This is a genomic window from Psychrobacter sp. H26, assembly GCF_059073035.1.
On sequence record NZ_JCACRW010000001.1, the window covers coordinates 1,998,680 to 2,016,871 of the forward strand.

At 44.9% G+C, this 18,192-nt stretch carries 12 protein-coding genes; 6 read left to right on the forward strand and 6 right to left on the reverse strand.

Annotated elements, in window-relative coordinates; translation table 11 throughout:
* Positions 1-22: 22 nt before the first annotated feature.
* Positions 23-550, reverse strand: a complete 528-nt coding sequence (locus tag AC5JPT_RS08275; RefSeq protein ID WP_493858452.1) for a YcgN family cysteine cluster protein — start codon at positions 548-550, stop codon at positions 23-25.
* 235 nt (positions 551-785) lie between these two features.
* Here AC5JPT_RS08275 and AC5JPT_RS08280 point away from each other — a divergent pair, with 235 nt between their 5' ends.
* From AC5JPT_RS08280 to mutY, 5 genes are all read left to right on the forward strand, one after another.
* On the forward strand, positions 786-1,523 hold the full coding sequence (locus AC5JPT_RS08280; protein ID WP_493857758.1) for a dienelactone hydrolase family protein: 738 nt from the start codon (positions 786-788) through the stop codon (positions 1,521-1,523).
* Between the two features lie 171 nt (positions 1,524-1,694).
* Positions 1,695-5,003, forward strand: a complete 3,309-nt coding sequence (locus AC5JPT_RS08285) for a DUF2339 domain-containing protein (RefSeq protein ID WP_493857759.1) — start codon at positions 1,695-1,697, stop codon at positions 5,001-5,003.
* Positions 5,004-5,177: 174 nt separating this feature from the next.
* Positions 5,178-6,134: a ribosome biogenesis GTPase YlqF gene (gene ylqF, locus AC5JPT_RS08290; protein WP_493857760.1), complete on the forward strand. Its 957-nt coding sequence runs from the start codon at positions 5,178-5,180 to the stop codon at positions 6,132-6,134.
* Between the two features lie 129 nt (positions 6,135-6,263).
* Positions 6,264-7,667: a KAP family P-loop NTPase fold protein gene (locus tag AC5JPT_RS08295; RefSeq protein ID WP_493857761.1), complete on the forward strand. Its 1,404-nt coding sequence runs from the start codon at positions 6,264-6,266 to the stop codon at positions 7,665-7,667.
* 105 nt (positions 7,668-7,772) lie between these two features.
* Complete coding sequence (gene mutY, locus AC5JPT_RS08300) at positions 7,773-9,065, forward strand: A/G-specific adenine glycosylase (protein ID WP_493857762.1); 1,293 nt, start codon at positions 7,773-7,775, stop codon at positions 9,063-9,065.
* A gap of 92 nt (positions 9,066-9,157) precedes the next feature.
* Here the strand turns inward: mutY and AC5JPT_RS08305 are convergent, their stop codons facing one another.
* From AC5JPT_RS08305 to rapA, 3 genes are all read right to left on the reverse strand, one after another.
* Complete coding sequence (locus AC5JPT_RS08305; RefSeq protein ID WP_493857763.1) at positions 9,158-9,793, reverse strand: DUF3885 domain-containing protein; 636 nt, start codon at positions 9,791-9,793, stop codon at positions 9,158-9,160.
* 88 nt (positions 9,794-9,881) lie between these two features.
* Positions 9,882-10,784 carry an acyl-CoA thioesterase gene (locus AC5JPT_RS08310; protein WP_319051593.1) on the reverse strand — a complete coding sequence of 301 codons (903 nt, stop codon included), beginning with the start codon at positions 10,782-10,784 and terminating at the stop codon, positions 9,882-9,884.
* A 384-nt stretch (positions 10,785-11,168) separates the two neighbouring features.
* On the reverse strand, positions 11,169-14,057 hold the full coding sequence (rapA, locus tag AC5JPT_RS08315) for an RNA polymerase-associated protein RapA (RefSeq protein ID WP_493857764.1): 2,889 nt from the start codon (positions 14,055-14,057) through the stop codon (positions 11,169-11,171).
* A 471-nt stretch (positions 14,058-14,528) separates the two neighbouring features.
* Here rapA and AC5JPT_RS08320 point away from each other — a divergent pair, with 471 nt between their 5' ends.
* Entirely contained in the window at positions 14,529-15,473 is a 945-nt protein-coding gene (locus tag AC5JPT_RS08320; protein WP_493857765.1) for a D-2-hydroxyacid dehydrogenase, read from the forward strand.
* A gap of 40 nt (positions 15,474-15,513) precedes the next feature.
* On the opposite strand, the gene AC5JPT_RS08325 is transcribed toward AC5JPT_RS08320, so the two are convergent.
* Both AC5JPT_RS08325 and AC5JPT_RS08330 read right to left on the reverse strand, forming a co-directional pair.
* The gene (locus tag AC5JPT_RS08325) at positions 15,514-17,133 is read right to left on the reverse strand and encodes a flavin-containing monooxygenase (protein ID WP_493857766.1); all 1,620 of its coding nucleotides are present in this window, start codon (positions 17,131-17,133) and stop codon (positions 15,514-15,516) included.
* A 119-nt stretch (positions 17,134-17,252) separates the two neighbouring features.
* Entirely contained in the window at positions 17,253-17,966 is a 714-nt protein-coding gene (locus tag AC5JPT_RS08330) for an RluA family pseudouridine synthase (RefSeq protein WP_493857767.1), read from the reverse strand.
* Between the last annotated feature and the right edge of the window lie 226 nt (positions 17,967-18,192).

Below are 18,192 nucleotides of genomic sequence, written 5' to 3' on the forward strand. Positions count from 1 at the left end.
TAAAAGTAGCGCAGTATTTTTACTAAGGGTTAACCCAATTAACAACCCGTGTCTCCATCTCTTCATCAGACATACTGGTTTCAGACACACAGCGCCCTGCAACGCCGACATTAGCAGCGCGCATCTCGTGTTGTGTTACCACTGCATCCCCAGTCAATAATAAATGCCAGCTTGGCAGACTCTGTCCTTTATATAACCGCTTGTAAGCACAGTGCGATGGGAGCCACATCATGTTGGGCAAGTTGTCCATGGTGAGCTGAATGCAATCTGGGACATACTCTTGACGCGTCGCATAATGGCTACAATACCCCGTCGCACAGTCCATTAGCTGGCACGTGACATCGGTATACTCAACCAGCTCTTCGTCTACATTGCCATCCTCATCCTCATCGATGTATTTGATCAAACAGCAACTGCCGCAGCCATCACACAAGGCTTCCCATTCGCTATGATTCAGCTCGTTCAATGCAAATCGCGACCAAAACTGCGGGCGCAGTGGCTCAGATTTAGAGCCATTATTAGAATCGACATTAGAGCTATCAGGAAACAAACTTATCGATTGCGTAGGCTTAGTATCTGAATCAATACTTGAGTGCAAGTCTGGTTTGTCATCATTTTTGTTTAACAAATTTATAGTCATAAGGTCGCAGTAGCATTTTGATAAAGAGCGTTACAGTATTATAGCTGTTTTTGCTAGACATGGGCGTTAAGGTAGTACGAGTTAGAAACACGAACCATCACAATGACCAATAATTAAAACTCATAACATAAAAAAGGACAATAATATGTCAATTAAGACTTTTGAATTAATCAGTACAACCGAAAACGGTATCGAACTTGTCAGCTATGTCGCACTGCCAGAAAATGCTTCAGATGATAATCCAGCAGCAGGTATTTTGGTCGCACCAGAATGGTGGGGCGTGGTCGATCATCCAAAATCAGTAGTAGAGCGTTTGGCCAAAGCAGGCTACGCGGCAGTCGCTATGGACGTCTATGGCGAAGGCAAACTAACCACAGATGCTGCCATGGCCAACATGTGGATGGAGCAAGTATTGGCTGATCAAGACATGCTCATGTCACGCTGCCGTCTGATTTTGAACGACTTTAGCGATCAGCTATCAGTGGATGGTGACAATCTAGGCGCAATCGGTTATTGCTTCGGTGGTAAAGTTGTCCTCGATATGGCGCGTGAAGGCATGCCATTAAAAGCCGTTGCAACGTTCCATGGTAACCCAACCCCAAAACAACCAGCAGACAGAAACTTTGCCGCAAAAGTACTGGTCGCTCATGGCCGTGATGATTCAATGGTATCGATGGATGCTATCGAAGGTCTAAAATCAGAGCTAGATGCTGCTGATGTTGATTATACTATCGATGTCTATGACAACGCTAAGCACGGCTTTACCAACCCACACGCCGATGAGCGTGCAGCCAACAATGAAGTAGACCTTGGCTATAACGAAGCAGCTGCTAAACAAAGCTGGGAAAATATGATTGAGTTTATGAAAGCAAACTTGGCATAAAAGCGGTTTGATATAAAACTTATCAAGAAGGGCAGCTTAACTATTTAAGCTGTCCTTTTATTTTGCGTGTGTTTTAGCCACTGTTTTTGAGGAGCGTTATCAGACCAGTCTTGTACTTCTTATCAAATCGCGTCATTATCACCTTACTATCCGTTGGCTTGAGTGACGAAGATGTTATATCTATTGGTGACCCAGCTCGGTTGGCTGGCTTTTACGATTCTATTGATTGTGGTAGTCGCGTTATACACTAGGACAACTCGAAAAATCGAGCATCTACGCCGCGATGTCACAAAACTACAAGCTGAGCTTGCACAGCAAAAAGACCTCAGAAAAGACAATAGCATGAGTCGTATGACTGCCTCATCTACCCGTTTGGCTGATGACAGTGTTCATGTGCGCAGATCTTTTGCTGAAGATATCGCAACTGAAAATAGCGTACCTAAAAATAATGTGACTGAGCCCTCTAATAACGTTGCGACAAATAACGCGACTGAGGGTAGAGCTTTTGATTCACAACATCCATCAACAGCCGGTACCTTACCAAGCACATCATCAGTCACATCCTCACTCCCGTCGTCACCCACATCACCGCCGCCATTGCCAACGATGGTGCCAGCGTCAACACCAGCGCCAGCCAAAAATATCATATCGAGCGTCGCTAATGATGACCCTATAGATCAACCTCACTCAGAAACAACTGCGCATAGCGTGCCAGCCGCCCCAATCGAGCCTGATGAACGCTCACTACCTATCGTCACATCACTCATTCATTCCATCAAAAACTGGTTTTTCGGTGGTAATCTTGTCGTGCGTGTCGGGGTATTGGTACTCCTCATCGGCGTGGTATTGCTACTGCGCCTATTGAGTGAGTATATCGAGATTTCAATTACCACAAAGCTGATAGCCGTCGGTCTCACAGGATTAGCACTGTCAGCACTTGGATTGAAGCTCACGGCAAAACGCTTCTCGTATGGTATTACGCTACAAGGCGCAGGCTTAGCAATTGCCTATTTGAGCACTTTTTTTGCCTATAGCGTCTATCAGATCATTCCAAGTGTACCGAGCTTTATCGGGCTAGGATTGTTGTCTGCGATTACTATTGCCCTCGCCGTACGTCAAAACGCTTTTCCTTTAGCATTGCTGGCATTGTCTGGTGGATTTTTTGCACCGATTCTGACCAGTGACGATACGGGGAGTTTAGTCACGTTATTTAGCTATTATCTATTGTTAAATGTCACGATTGCCGTCATTGCCCATTATCGCCCGTGGAAAATCCTGAATTTATTCGGTGTTACGGTGACGTTTGGCTTGGCATACTACTGGGGTGTCAGTGAAAATCTGAGCGCTGTCATAGAGTCGCAGCGTTGGTCATTTGTGACACTGGTTGCATTACATTGGCTGCTTTATTTATTTGTCGTCATTCGTTATGCGCAGCAGATCATTACTTACAATTCACTTAATGAGCAGAACCTTAGCCATATAGATGATGCAAACACCCTAGGTCATTTGGACAAAACACCTAAAAGTAATCACCCTTATCTATTCCCCATCGATACTGGGCTGCTGTTTTCGGTACCGATTCTGGCTTTTGGCTTATTTGCTGCCTTACTCGATGACATTCCCAATGCCCTAACCTTTACTAGTACAATTTTGGCAGCGGTGTATCTCGGACTAGGCTGGCTGTTTGTCCAGCGTAGTGGGCGCTATGCACTCATTACTGAAGGTATGCTGGCATTGGGTTTTGGGTTTTTAGCGCTGGTAATACCGCTGGCGCTGGATGCTGAGTGGATTGCTTTTGGGTGGTCAGTACAGGGGCTCGCATTGGTCTGGTTTGGCAGGCGCTCCTTACGGTCATGGTCCGTATTATTTGGTTTGCTTTTACAGCTTGTTAGTATCGGCATGCTCTTGACCACCGCGATATTCTCTATCAAAGACTATCCCGTCTTAGCCTTTAGTATCTCAGCGATTGCTTATCTGGCGACTGTCTTTATCTTACGAGTTAGCAACTCCCCTGTTATGCTCATGACTGAGCTCAATAATAGCAACACTGATGGCAACAGCAATAAGCATAACGCGGCAACTGCCTCAGAGTCGGTTACTCGTTACGCCCGTACGCTTGGTGTCAGCACCCAAGCTGCCCAGCAATGGCTAACCTCTATTGATAATCAAAGCCGCGCATTCAAGTTTGTTTGGCACAGTCCTAGAATAATAAAGTTCCTAACAGTGACTGCCATGGCTTGGATGCTACAAGTTCTGATGCTTGATTTGCATCATTGGTTTGATACTTGGCAGTTAGAGACCACGGTCATTGCGCTAGCCGCACTCATTAGCCTCACGATCTATTGGATGATCAATCGCTATCGCTCATGGTCGGAGATCCGGCAGTTTAGTCGTGGATTGCTACTATTGTTTTGTCTCATGCTAGTGGTACAACTCCCGCAAAAGTTTGAGCTCAATTTGACATGGACGACAGCAGAATGGCTGATATTCGTAGGTTTGATAATCGGCTGGCTCATGATAGGTCAGCTATGGCTAAAAAACTGGTCTAATATCTGCTCTGATACATGGATTAATAATAACAACGCCTCACGCTATACGGCTATTAGTTGGCTGGGTACTGGTATCTTACTGGTTGCTGCCGCTGCGCATTATGGCCTACCAGACTCTGATGGCATCATGGCAGTATTGAGCTCAGCTGTACTCATTTTGACTGGGCTATGGCTCAGTCATCGTGATCTCAGTCATCGTGATCTCAGTCAAAACAAAAAAAATCCATCAATCAATAAAGCTTCACAACAAGGGCTACTGTATTGGTTTGACTGGCAGCAGGCACTACGAGGATGTGCTGCGATCTTTGCTCCCATTGCTTTATTCTGGATTGTCATGACCAATTGGTCTTATGACGGTGTAATTTGGGACATGTCTTATTTTCCATTATTCAACCTTTACGACATTACCTCGTGGTTGACGCTATTGGTTGGTTTTAGTCTTTATTATATAAGCTGGAGACACCGAGACAAAAACCCTATCCCATCAGATACAGTCACCAAAACCAAGCAGCTATTCAATGCTGATAGTTTGCTAATAGTACTAGGGCTTATTGGCTTTTGGCTGATATCTAGCATGTTAGTTAGAACGCTACACGCCTTTATCGGTACACCGCTTTGGGACGGTACTGGTACTCAAGGCGGCGCATGGCAAAGCGAGCAGGTGCAAACAGGACTGACGATCTTATGGACGCTCTTGGCATTGGTCGCCACCATTATGGCGAGTCGCTACTGGCAGCGTGCGCTTTGGTTTATGGGTATTGGTCTACTCGGCATCGTCGTGCTCAAGCTGGTACTGGTTGATCTGTCACAGACCGAAGCGATTTGGCGCGTGATTTCCTTCCTTGGCGCGGGTAGCTTGATACTATTGATTGGTTATCTTGCACCTTTACCACCAACCACCAAGGAAATAGAAAATAAGAATCAAGAGTAGTGGCGTACCTGGTCGAGCGAGCGGATCAAGTGAACTGGTCAGGCGAAATTGTCCCGTGAATACATAGGTTCTGTAGTAAACTGGCGACTATGAATAAAGACAATGCCAAAAGTTACCAAAATCGCGCACTGTCTTTAATGCAATATTTTATGAATAAAAAGGTTATGAAAGACAATGGATAAGAGAACAAGCATTCAGTGGTTCCCTGGGCATATGAACAAAGCCCGTAACGAAATCAAAGAAATCATGCCGCAGATGGATTTGGTCATCGAGGTCATTGATGCGCGTATCCCTCATAGTAGTGAAAACCCGATGGTTGCAGCACTACGCGGCGAAAAGCCTGTAATCAAAATCCTGAATAAAGCCGATCTTGCCGATCCAGAATTGACCCAAGCGTGGATGGACCATCTTGAGCAGCAAAATGGTGTCAAGGCCATTGCTTGTGATACGGATAAAGCCGATGACGTCAAACGTATCATCGCTATCTGTAAGCACCTCGTACCCAACAAAGTCGGTACTGGCCGTCAGATCAAAGCGATGATTATGGGCATCCCGAACGTCGGAAAATCAACCTTGATCAATACGCTAGCAGGACGCGCTGTGGCAAAGACAGGCGATGAGCCCGCCGTGACCAAGTCGCAGCAGCTCATCAAGCTCGATGATGACATCATGCTCTATGACACGCCTGGTATGCTGTGGCCAAAGGTTGAAAATGAAAACTCTGGCTATCGTCTAGCCGCAACGGGCGGCATCCGTGATACGGCGTTTGATTTCGCTGATGTGGCAAGCTATACCGCTGAGTACCTCATGCACGCCTATCCTGAGCTGCTAAAATCTCGCTACAAAATTGAAGAACTGCCCAAGACTGACTGGGAGTTTTTTGAAGTGGCGGGTCGTAATCGCGGCTGTGTGCGCGCGGGCAACCAAGTCGATACGTATCGCATGTCTGAGATTCTCATCAATGAGCTGCGTAGCGCGAAGATTGGGCGTATGACGCTTGAGACTCCAGCTATGATTGAAGCGGAAGAAATTGCCGTCGCTGAACAACGTCTCGCTGCTGAAGAGAAGCGCAAAGCGAAAGAGGAAGAAAAACGTTTACGCAAAAAGCGGACTCGTCAGAATCGGAAGTAACTTTAGCTCAAAGCCCATTACTCAAAAAACGATTGCCTATATAAAAGCCCTGACGGGCTTTTTTTATGTCTATATTATCTGTATAACATAAGTATCGTATATCAAAACTATAACTATAGAGAGTGCTTAATGACAGATTATAGCGTGATGAAAGAGTTAACTTTTTCTAGCAGAGACGAGTTCACACGTGAGCCTATCGCTGAGAAAATCATTAAGTTATTAGACTCAAATATTGATGTATCACCACTTATCATTGATGGTAAATGGGGTACAGGAAAGACAGAGTTTTGTTTTAAGCTAAAGAATCTGATTGAGGCGAACAATACGAATGATTATAAAGTTGGCTATGTAAATGCTTTTCAAGCTGACCATGCTAACGAACCACTTTTGACACTAATTGCAGAAGTCGCTGGATTCTATGGTGAAGACGATGATAAACGAAAAAGCTTTATCAAGAACGCTATTCCCTATTTGCGTTTAGTCTCAGGTATCGGTATTAAGGCAATAGCGAGCTTAGCATTTGGAAAATATGCAGCGGATATATCGGACGACTTTAAGGAGGGTATGGAAGATATAGAAGAAGGTTCGGACTCATTTATTGACCAATCTCTTGAGTCAATGATTAAAGACCAAGTAGAGGCTGAAAAGAACCTATCAACACTAAAAGAGGCCTTAAAAGATATCGCATCTATCAATCCCGTTATACTCCTGATTGATGAGCTTGATCGCTGCCGTCCAGACTTTGCAGTAATGATGTTAGAGACTATTAAACACGTTTTTGACGTTGAAAACGTACAGATTATCTTGGTTACCAATGCAGAGCAATTAAAAGCAACCATCAAACACAGCTATGGTAGCGAAACCAATTCTCAGGATTATTTATATAAATTTTTTAAGTATCAGATCAACTTGCCCACTTCTACAAAAGATCCTGAGGGTAAATCAATCGAGAATAACGTCACTCACTTCAAGACAGTAGTACGAGATAGCAAGGTAATCCCACAAGAATTTAAAGACAACCAGTCTATCTATGAGATTCCAACCTTCTTGGATATCAGTAAATTATCACTTCGTAATATTGAACAAATTGTACGTTGTGTTGAAACATTGATTATTTTTGAAGATGAAGAACAAAGCAAATTGTTAGTACTTGAGCAAATCATTATGATATTTCTATCGGTTGTTTATATTACTGATAAAGATTTGCTTATGAGTTTAGCAAATAGAAACCTCTTATCTTCAGAATTCCTTGAATTCATGAATTCTGATATTCTATCTATACCGAGTAGTGATATCTTAGGTAATCCTGTAAAAAGCTTTATACTGATCCTCTTTAACAAAATCATCAGAAATCAAGTTGTTAATATTCGCAGTAATAGTGGGGTAGCAATACAGAAGTTAGCACAAGAAATCTTAGGTAGTCCACACTATGATCTTCTAATAGACAATAATGGTATAAGTAGCAACTCTTATCTTTATAATTACATCGACCATACTATCAACAACCTCCTACTTTTCGAAATCGTTAAGTAGTTATTTTTATTATATTATTTAAGGAAATCGTTGCAAGGTTGGGTCGTAGAAAATACGTATATCGGGTATAATTGTTTACCTTTAAAAGATTAAATATAAGAGCCTATGACCCAGCCAACTGCTAATTCTGAACCTTCTGACGCAACTTTTAACCACACCACCTCTTCCCTCAACGCCTTCACCCCGCGCCTTCTCGATTGGTTTGCCGAAAATGGTCGCCACGATTTGCCGTGGCAACAGCATCAGACTGATACGCCCAACCCTTATATCGTATGGCTATCCGAAGTCATGCTACAGCAGACACAGGTCACCACCGTATTGCCCTACTTTGCGCGTTTTATGGGGACGTTTCCGACCGTGCAGGATTTAGCCGCAGCGGATTGGGATGTGGTCGCTGAGCATTGGGCAGGGCTTGGCTACTATGCGCGCGCGCGTAATCTGCACAAAGGCGCGAAGCAGCTGGTTGCAATGATTGATGAGACGGGTGACTTCCCGCAGACACTCGCAGGTTGGGAGGCAATTTCTGGCGTTGGCCCATCTACCGCTGGGGCGATTATGGCGATGGGACTGCATCATTATGGCGTCATCTGCGATGGTAATGTCAAACGAGTCTTAACGCGCTGGGCAGCCATCGATGGTGACATTACCAAGTCTGCCACGACCAAAAAGTTATGGGCACTAGCGGAGCGCCTGACCCCAAAAGAAAGCTCAGGACTGTTTGCTCAAGCGATGATGGATATGGGCGCAACGCTATGTGTTCGCCGCAAGCCTGCATGCCTGTTATGTCCATTGCAAGAAGACTGCTTGGCACATGCAGAGGGGCGCGAAACCGATTATCCTGTCAAAGCAAAAAAACAGCCCAAGCCAAGCAAATTTAGCAATGCGCTACTGATAGAAAGTGTAGACAGTGAACTATTGTGGCTACAACGTCCTGATAACGGCATTTGGGGTGGATTGTGGAGCTTGCCATTACAGTTTGTAGAAAAAATTGACGGTAAGACAAGTAGTAAAGCCACTGGTAAGACTGATGCTAAAAAACCAGCGAGCGATGATAAGTCAACTAATATACCAAGTGACGTCCGTAGTCATGAAAAAGTATACGAAGCCGAATTCACCACGGCTGAGCAAATTATCCATGAGTGGCTGATAGAAAACGAGTTGGTCGCCGAATCAGTCGGCAATACCTTGCTTGATGATGCTCCGATTAAGCACTCACTGACTCATTTTCATTGGTATTTAACCCCGAAAAAACTAACGGTTGATGCCGCGCAAATACTAGAGCTCAACGAAAAACTCGTAGCGGCTGAGATTGATTTTAAATGGCTGACTGAACAAATAGCACAAGACAATTTAGGACTACCTCGTGCTATGGAAAAAATTATTGAGCTACTTCAGTAGTTTCTATGGATTACCTATCTTCTGAATTCTTTAGAACGATTTAAAAAGTTATATAGATAGTTTTTTATAGAATTACCAAAGGAAAATTTGGTTTAACACTTAATGAAGTTTTTATTCATAATTTCACGGTCATAGTCAAGCAAATAACTATTAAAACCATCAAATAATATTTGTTTTAAATCATGATTCGCTCCGATGATATCCATTCCTCTGTCATCATATGGATGGGCTAGAATCTGCAATTTAGAACTAAAAAAATAAATATGAGCACTCACTCTTGGACTGATATTAAAGTCAGAAGCAACAGCAGACCATAGTAAGCTCAACATTTCCGTTCGTCCGATAGGAAAGATAATAAATGTTCTAAAATAATTTTCCTCTAAGTCATCGTTTCCTTCTTGAGGATATTGCTCTTGCCAAATTTCACATGATGATTTGTTAAGCTCAATATCAAGGCTCTTCAATTGCTTAAAGATTGATAAGTTGGCTAACAACCCTTTTCCACCGTAAAAACTGACACATGCATACAAGTCATTTTGTTTACCAAATACATTGTCAAGAATCTCAATGCCTTTTGAAAGAGCTTGATTAAACAACTCCACAAATGAGCCCTCTACCGATAGCTCGAAACGTAGTGACCGTTCATGCAAATAAAATAAACCATGCTCAAAAGCATTTTTTCCAAAAGCTTGATGCACTAAATCTCTAATGAGGAAGATATTGTCCATTATTATAATTTCAACAGAGGTTTATGAGGTTTTTTGCGCATACTGAGCAACCTTGACATACGTGGGAATAAAGATAAGCCCTAGAAACCTAAGACTTTGGCACACGCAAACGCATTAGACCTTCTTGCTGCACGGTTGCGACCAGTTTGCCTTCTTGCCAAAACTGCCCATGGTTCAACCCTTTCGCATTAGAAGTGGTGTCACTCCACATGTCGTATAGCATCCATTTATTCAAATCAAACTCACGATGAAAATGCATCGAGTGATCGATACTAGCGGCTTGTAACCCACTGGTCATAAAGCTCACGCCATGTGACATCAGCCCCGTGCCAACCAAATAAAAGTCAGACGAAAATGCCAATAGTGCCTGCTGAATAGCTACTGGCTGATTGCCAAGCTTATGAATACGCAGCCAATTTGCCTGTTTAGGTTTCATAGGTTCTGGGCTAATCGGGTTGCGCGGCTTAACGGGTTTTATCTCGACATGACGGCGGCGCATAAATCTGGCTTTGAGCGCTTCTGGTACTTTTCCAACATTCTCTTCTTTTAACTCTTGCTCGGTCAGCAAGTCTTCTGGCGGTGGATAAACAGGCATGTCCTCTTGGTACTCAAGCCCCTCCTCCATCGGTGAAAACGAGGCAATCATCGAAAATATCACTTGCTCAACAGGCGGCTTACCACGTACTTCTTTGTATTGAATAGCCGTCACTTCACGTGCAGAGAGACTGCGACCGTCACGCAGACGACGCACTTGATAGATCACTGGTTGATTGATATCCCCGCCACGCAAAAAGTACCCATGCAGTGAATGACAGGGCTTGTCTTGCTCTAAGGTATGCGCGGCTGCCATGATCGCTTGGGCAAGCACTTGTCCACCAAATATACGACTGCCCACATAGTCATGGCTTTTGCCTTCAAAGACATCAGGGGTAACTTCAATAAGTGCGATGGTAGCCAGCAGCTCATCGATCAGTTGTGAATTATTGGACATGACGATATGTTTCCTTATTTTTATCAACAACACCCAGCACTCGAAAATAAGCATCTAACCATATCGACGCGATATAACTGCTGCGCTTGCATGTAAAATAATATGGGATCACTTGCTAACAGATACAAGCGATACTGTAGAACGAACAAACAACTGTAGCTAACAGAGCCATCGCTACATATTTACTTTCGATAGAAAAGGTAAACATCTTACCCAATATCTATAGCTTTGACTAGCTACTGTCGGCTTACTTGCGAGTGTTGCTTTGCTGTTTTTGCTCAACAAATAACGATTTGTCAGTGCGTGTATGCAGTATGAATCAAAAAAACGAGATGCCTGATAACATCTCGTTTTTTAGTGATTACAACGATAATACTGCACTATCTACGGCTTGACGGCGACCAGTACACGAATAGAGTCCGGCACTAATGATAAGTTGCCAAGCGCTTGCTCACCTTGAGCCTTGAGTTGCTCTAGGCGCTCAATCTCTTCAGGACGCACGTTTGGATTGATAGTTTGCAGATGCTTGAGACGTTTGATCTCGCGCGACCACTGCTGACTAAAGCGGCTACTGGCTTGCTCACCAATCTCAGCGATCTGCGCGCGTGCGATATCTTCAGCTTCATAGTAACGCTGCTCAATAACATCGCTGCGTACCTTGATGACTTGGCGAGCACGGTTTTTGTCCAAACGCTCGATATGCGGCATGATCATATCAGCACTAATACGAGCAGATAAGTCACTGCCCTGCTCACTGATAAATACGCGGATGTTTTGTGTAGTCAATGTCGCAGGCAAGTTAAGCAGCTTTGGTGCGATGGCTTCAACGCGGAAGTTGACTTCTAGTAACACCATGCCTTGCGGTACAGCAGCGCTTTTGAGCATAGCCACAGTAGTATTACCAAAAGTGCTGGTACTCGCCAGCTCATAGATGGCGCGCATCAATGGATGCTCATGCGTGATAAAGTCGATATCTTCACGCTGCAGCGCTTGCTCACGCTCAAATGTTAATGTCATGCCGTCTTCATCGCCAAGCGGCAACCCGTCGATATAGTCACTAATCTCTGTGCTGTCGATAGGCGCGATAACCCACGACCCATCACGCTGGACGTTGTGATCGATATTGGCAGAGGCAAAGAAACGCTCAATGAAATGCGGCAGTAAGTTATTGCCATCAAAATCGCGCATAGCGTCAGCGATACGGCCAGCGACACGCGGGCGACATGAGTTGTATTCTAACAGACGATCGCGACCCGCTTGCAACTGCGCCTCAAGTCCCAGTCGCGTTTGCAGCGCTTCATCGATAATGTCTTGTAAAATGACATTGTTTTCAGCGGTGTCAGCGCCTTCAAGCATCGGCTTAAGATCCTGGATATACTGCTCTTGTACACTTTGTGCGGTTGGCGATATTTGGCTAAACATGTTCAGCGCATCGTTGTACCAGTGATACAGACGCTCTTGTGCCGTACCTTGTACATAAGGGACATGCAGCATGATCTGCTGGGTTTGTCCGATACGATCTAGGCGGCCGATACGCTGCTCTAGCGTATCTGGATTGGCAGGGAGATCCCATAGTACCAGTTGGCTTGCAAACTGGAAGTTGCGACCTTCTGAGCCAATCTCCGAACACAATAGTATCTGTGCGCCTTCACTATCGGCAAAGAATGCGGCGGCTTGGTCACGCTCTAGTAGCGTCATCTGCTCAGTAAAGATAGCGGTTTTAATCCCTGCGTGCAGGCGCAGTACTGCCTCTAGGCTCTCTACGGTTGCACCACTACGCGCGATCAACAGCACCTTTTGCTGCTTAAGCTCACCACGTAAAATATCAATCAACCAAGAGACACGTGGATCGTCCTCTAACCAACCACCATCTGGTTGGTTTTCTTCACCCCACAGCTGCTCACGCAATTTGCCATTGGTTTGATAGCTGTCACGCCATGCTTCAGGCAATGGTAGTGGATGCGGCTGGCTACTACGACCATAGAATCCCTTGACACTCTCACGCGTATTACGGAATAAAATACGACCCGTACCGTGACGATCTAGTAGCTCGTTGAGCGCATGCGTGCGTAGCTTGTCGTCATCGTTGATCGAAGCCAGCTCATCAATACTGATGGCCAATAGACTACTCAGAGCAGCGATTTGACCTTTATTTAGCGGCTTGTCTTCTATCAAGACACCAGCCACAGCTGCCGTCTCCTCAAAAGCAGCCTGACCATCGATGAACTCATCTAGATCATCAAAACGGTCTGGATCGAGTAGACGTAGACGGGCAAAGTGACTTTGCGCGCCAAGCTGCTCTGGTGTTGCGGTCAGTAGCATGACACCTGGGGTCTCTTCTGCAAAATCTGCCACCAGATCGTATTGATCATTGCCGCCTTGCGCTTCATCCCAATGCAGGTGATGCGCCTCATCAACAACCAACAGATCAAACCCTGCATCCATCGCTTGGTCATATAAATCTGGATGATCGATCAATAGATCCATACCTGCGATGATGCATTGCTCAGTGGCAAAGACGTTTTGCTCAGGGTCATGTTCTTTGATAGCCGCCGTACGCACCAAATCAAACAGCGCAAAGTTTAGATTAAATCGGCGACGCAGCTCAATCATCCATTGATACTGCAAGCTGTCTGGCACTAAAATGAGAACACGCTCAGCCTTGCCTGTTAGCAGCTGCTGATGAATAATCATGCCCGCTTCAATGGTTTTACCAAGACCCACTTCATCAGCCAATAGGACACGCGGCGCGATACGCTTACCGACTTCGTGTGCGATATATAACTGATGTTCGATGATATCGACACGCGCGCCCATGAGACCTTTTAGCGGATGACCTGCCAGTGCTGACTGCATACGCAAGATATCTTGGCGCAGCTCATACCAGTCACCACGTTCGATACGACCAGCAAGCAGACGCTCAAGCGGCTTAGCCAATGTGATATTGGCAGCCAAACGGGTCTCCATGATGCCTTTTTCGTGCTCATCAACGCCGTACTTGAGTACACCCATGACTTCATCGACAGCATTTACGGTGTAGCTTTTGCCATCTTGGTCATAGATGGTATCGCCCACTTTGAACACCACGCGCGATAGTGGCGCAGAGTTTTTTGCGTAGACGCGTGTCTCTTCACTTTGTGGAAATAAAATATGCACACATCGATCATCGACGTCGATAACCACACCTAAGCCAAGCTCAGATTCCGTATCAGATAAATAACGTTGGCCAACGGCGAATTCAGTACTGTGCAATGAAGCAATAGAGATAGTCATAGGGCGATGTCTTTTGTACTCAGATAATTAAAAATTAGATAGCAATGGTGGCTTTTGATAGCGATAAGATTACAAGCTATGCACAGCATCAGTAAATGTGAATGCAATATTGTAATCTTGGTAAAACCAGTCTTAAGAAAACCAATAGCTAAGCCATACCATTATATAACGTTAGCGGCTAGATGAGTGCGTTAAGTTGAATTTTCAAGAGGTCGATTGTGATACCCATAATTTTATGAAGACTTCAGACCAAATCAGCCTGGGTAGGTCGGTTTATGATATAAATTACTTTGTTTTTAGCCGCTTATGTCTACGGCGATAGCATTTAACGAATTGGTTTTTGACTAAAAATACCAGCATGCTACATTAAGCCGATGATGACTCATTCGATGAATGCTTATGCAAAGTGATTTATTCGAGCGTTATCTATATAAGAGCGACCTATATGACAACAATAAATAAGGAACAACCATGCAAGCCGTTTTTTTAGACAAAGGTACTTTTTCTGACGGTATCGACCTACCTGCACCAACAGGCGTAAGCGATTACATCACTTATAACGACACACCAAAAGATACAGACGTCATCATTGAGCGCTGTCGTGACGCCGATATTATTATCACTAACAAAGTCCAAATCGGCGCTGAGGTAATAGCACAACTCCCTAAGCTAAAGCTTATCCAACTGACCGCCACTGGCATGAACAATGTCGATCATGATGCTTGCGATAAACACGATGTAGCCCTCTATAATGTCGCAGGTTACGCGGTAAAAAGCGTCCCTGAGCACACATTTATGCTGATGCTAACTGCCATGCGTGCTGGTATTCACTACCATCAAAAAGTCGCTGATGGTACATGGCTCGCAAATGATAATTTTTGTCTGCTAGATATTCCCCTGATAGATTTAGAAGACAAGACGCTAGGCATCATTGGTATCGGTACGATTGGCAAGCGCGTGACCGAAATCGCCCGTGCTTTTGGCATGACAGTACTCTGGGCAGAGCATCAAGGGCGCACGCCTCGTAGCGATGAGTACACGGCATTTGATGACGTGCTGGCACAGGCTGATGTGATAAGCCTGCACTGCCCACTAAACGAACAAACCGAGCATCTCATTAATAAAGACACGTTGGCAAAAATGAGCAAGCAGCCACTCATCGTCAACGTCGCTCGTGGCGGTGTGGTCGACAGTCAGGCATTGACCGACGCGATTAACAACGAGCAAATCATCGGTTATGCCAGTGATGTGTTCGAACAAGAGCCTATTGCTAAGGACGACCCACTGCTCAGTCTCAGTGACCATCCGCGTGTTATCTTTAGTCCGCACAATGCTTGGGGCAGTAAAAGCGCACAAGAGACTTTGTGGCAGATGTTGAGCAAACAAGTGGCTGAGTTTATTGACAGTGACCATTAACAACGAACACCAATAGCAACTGTCGATCATTGACCAGCTACTAACGACTAAACTGTAACCAGTCGTCTTTTATTTTACGGTATTTAAGCATGACACGATCACTTAGATAGTTATTGGTCACGTACCACGGATAGCGATTGCCTTGCTTAGGCAGTCTGTCTTTTGCGCGCCTGACATATCCAGATGACAGCGAGCCCATCACAGTGTCTGTCTGAGCACAGGCAGTAGCACTCGCTGTCTTTGCCTGTGGCAGCGCGACTTGGTAGCGGTTTTTATGCATGTAGCTCAGTAGTCTTACCAAATACTGACACGCCAAATCGATTTTTAGCGTCCATGAAGCATTGGTGTAACCGAACAAAGCCGCCATGTTAGGTACGCCCTCGATCATGACTGCCTTATACGTCATGCGCGTGCCGATATCGATAGCTTGGCCATCGATATATACCGCTGCCCCGCCCAGCATTTGTAGCTTCAAACCCGTTGCAGTGACGATGATATCAGCATCGAGATGCTCGCCTGATTGCAGCAGGATACCAGTCGTGGTAAAACGGTCGATCTGATCGGTCACCACCGCTGCACGTTTGCCTTGCAAAGACTCAAATAAATCACTGTCTGGTACGGCGCATACTCGTTGATCCCAAGGATCATAGTCAGGCATGAAATGCTCGACATCGATATCGCTACCTTTTAACTCTTTTTTCACGCCACTCTTGAGTACAGCTCTCATCAGCTTGGGCGCGTGAGTCGCTAATTTATATAACCCTTGCTGCCGTAGCACATTGCGTGCACGTAGCACTGTATAAGCTTGCTCTTTTGATAAGGGTGAAAATTTTCCTGATAGCCAATCCATAGCATAATCATCGCCTGGCACACTTGCCACATGAGTTGGCGTCCGCTGTAGCATCGTGACGTGGCGTGCACACTGATCACTATCTTCATCCACCATCGCAGGCAATAACGTCATGGCAGTCGCACCGCTACCGATGATGATTACTTTTTTGTCGTGATACTTTAGATCATTCCAGTGCTGTGGATGGACAATATGCCCACGGAAGTCCTCTTCGCCATCAAAATGAGGTCGATACCCTTGCTCATAGTCGTAGTAGCCCGTAGCACCCACGACGAACTTTGCTGTTTTGACAAATACCTCTCCGCTGGCATGATGTTTTATGGTTGCTGTCCATAACTGATCAATACTCGACCATTCTATCTGCTGGACTTCATGCTCATAGCTGATATGGTCCGTAATACCAAACTCGCGCGCCGTATCAGCAATATAACGCTTAATATCGCCACCTGCTGCCAACATTCTATAATCTAACCACGGTCTAAAGTTATAACCAAAGGTGAGCGCATCGGAGTCAGAACGAATACCAGGATAGGTAAATAAGTCCCACGTACCGCCAAGATCGGCACGTTTTTCTAGTACGACAAAGCGCTGCGAGGTCTTTTTCTTATCAGATGATTTGTTCTTCTTTTGCTTTTTTATGCTCTTTTGACCAAATAAATTTGTTTGCTGTAGTTGCTGTAAACGGCAAGCCATGCCAATACCGGCGATACCAGCGCCAATAATCATGACTTCATAATCGGCTGGCGCATTCAATTTTTTGCTTTTACGTCTAAGACGTTTTTTGATACCTTGTGCGGTGTTGTTAAGCATGCTCTCATCCTTGTGTGCATAACTGATGCTATGTGACTGACTTTGAGGCCATAGCTGTTATGGCCTCTATTCATTTCCCTTTACAAAACCCAACGCTCTAAAACACAGAATCTAACGCCCTAAAACGGACATGGGCTTTCCCAATCCATCCAAGCACCCAATACTGGATGTTTTAACCGTAATTGCTGCGCATGTAAGTTCAGCCTTGGTGCAATCTTGAGTGCCGCACCTTCAGCATAAATCGGATCACCAATCATCACGTGACCTGCATGTACCATATGTACGCGCAACTGATGACTGCGACCCGTCACCGGTTTGAGCATCACTCGAGTAACTGCTTCACCATTGCACATTTCGTGCGCTATGACTTCATACAATGTTAATGCATGTTTTGACCAGTCGTGATCGACGATATGACGCGGTTTGGTAGTCGGCTCATAACGCACTGGCACGGAGATCTTACCCGTTGCACCCACCTGCTCCCATTCGCCAAAGACCCGCGCTTGATACTTTTTTTGTGGTAGACGCTCAATAAACTGCTTACTGATATTGGTTTGGGCTTCTGCATTTTTTGCAAAGATAAGCAGTCCTGAGGTATCCATATCCAATCGATGAATCAGCTTGACCGCTGGATTGGCACGCGCAAGCCGAGCGAGCAGACTTACCTTTAGCGTTTTGCCATCGACACTTAGCAGCCCTGCTGGTTTATCTACTACCCAAATATCATCGTCCTCATAAACGGTAACCTCTTGTGCAAAATTCTTGAAAAACTCGAGCGGGTAAGCATTTTCTTGGGCGTTAAGGGCGTGGACTTCTTCATCGGTAAAAGGCATAAAATTAACTACTTATGTAAATTGGATTAAATATGTGATTTCGGTTGATATTGTTTTGATACGCTATCGCTGTGGTTACTATGCTCAAAATATTGCTGTTTGATACCGAAAGCAACCACTGCTATATGATTGACAGGTGCTCAAAGAAATGCATTATTGTCACAATGGTTATAGCAAGTAACAGAGAAAACCTAAGCGGTATCAATCTGTCTTGATTTATTGTGCT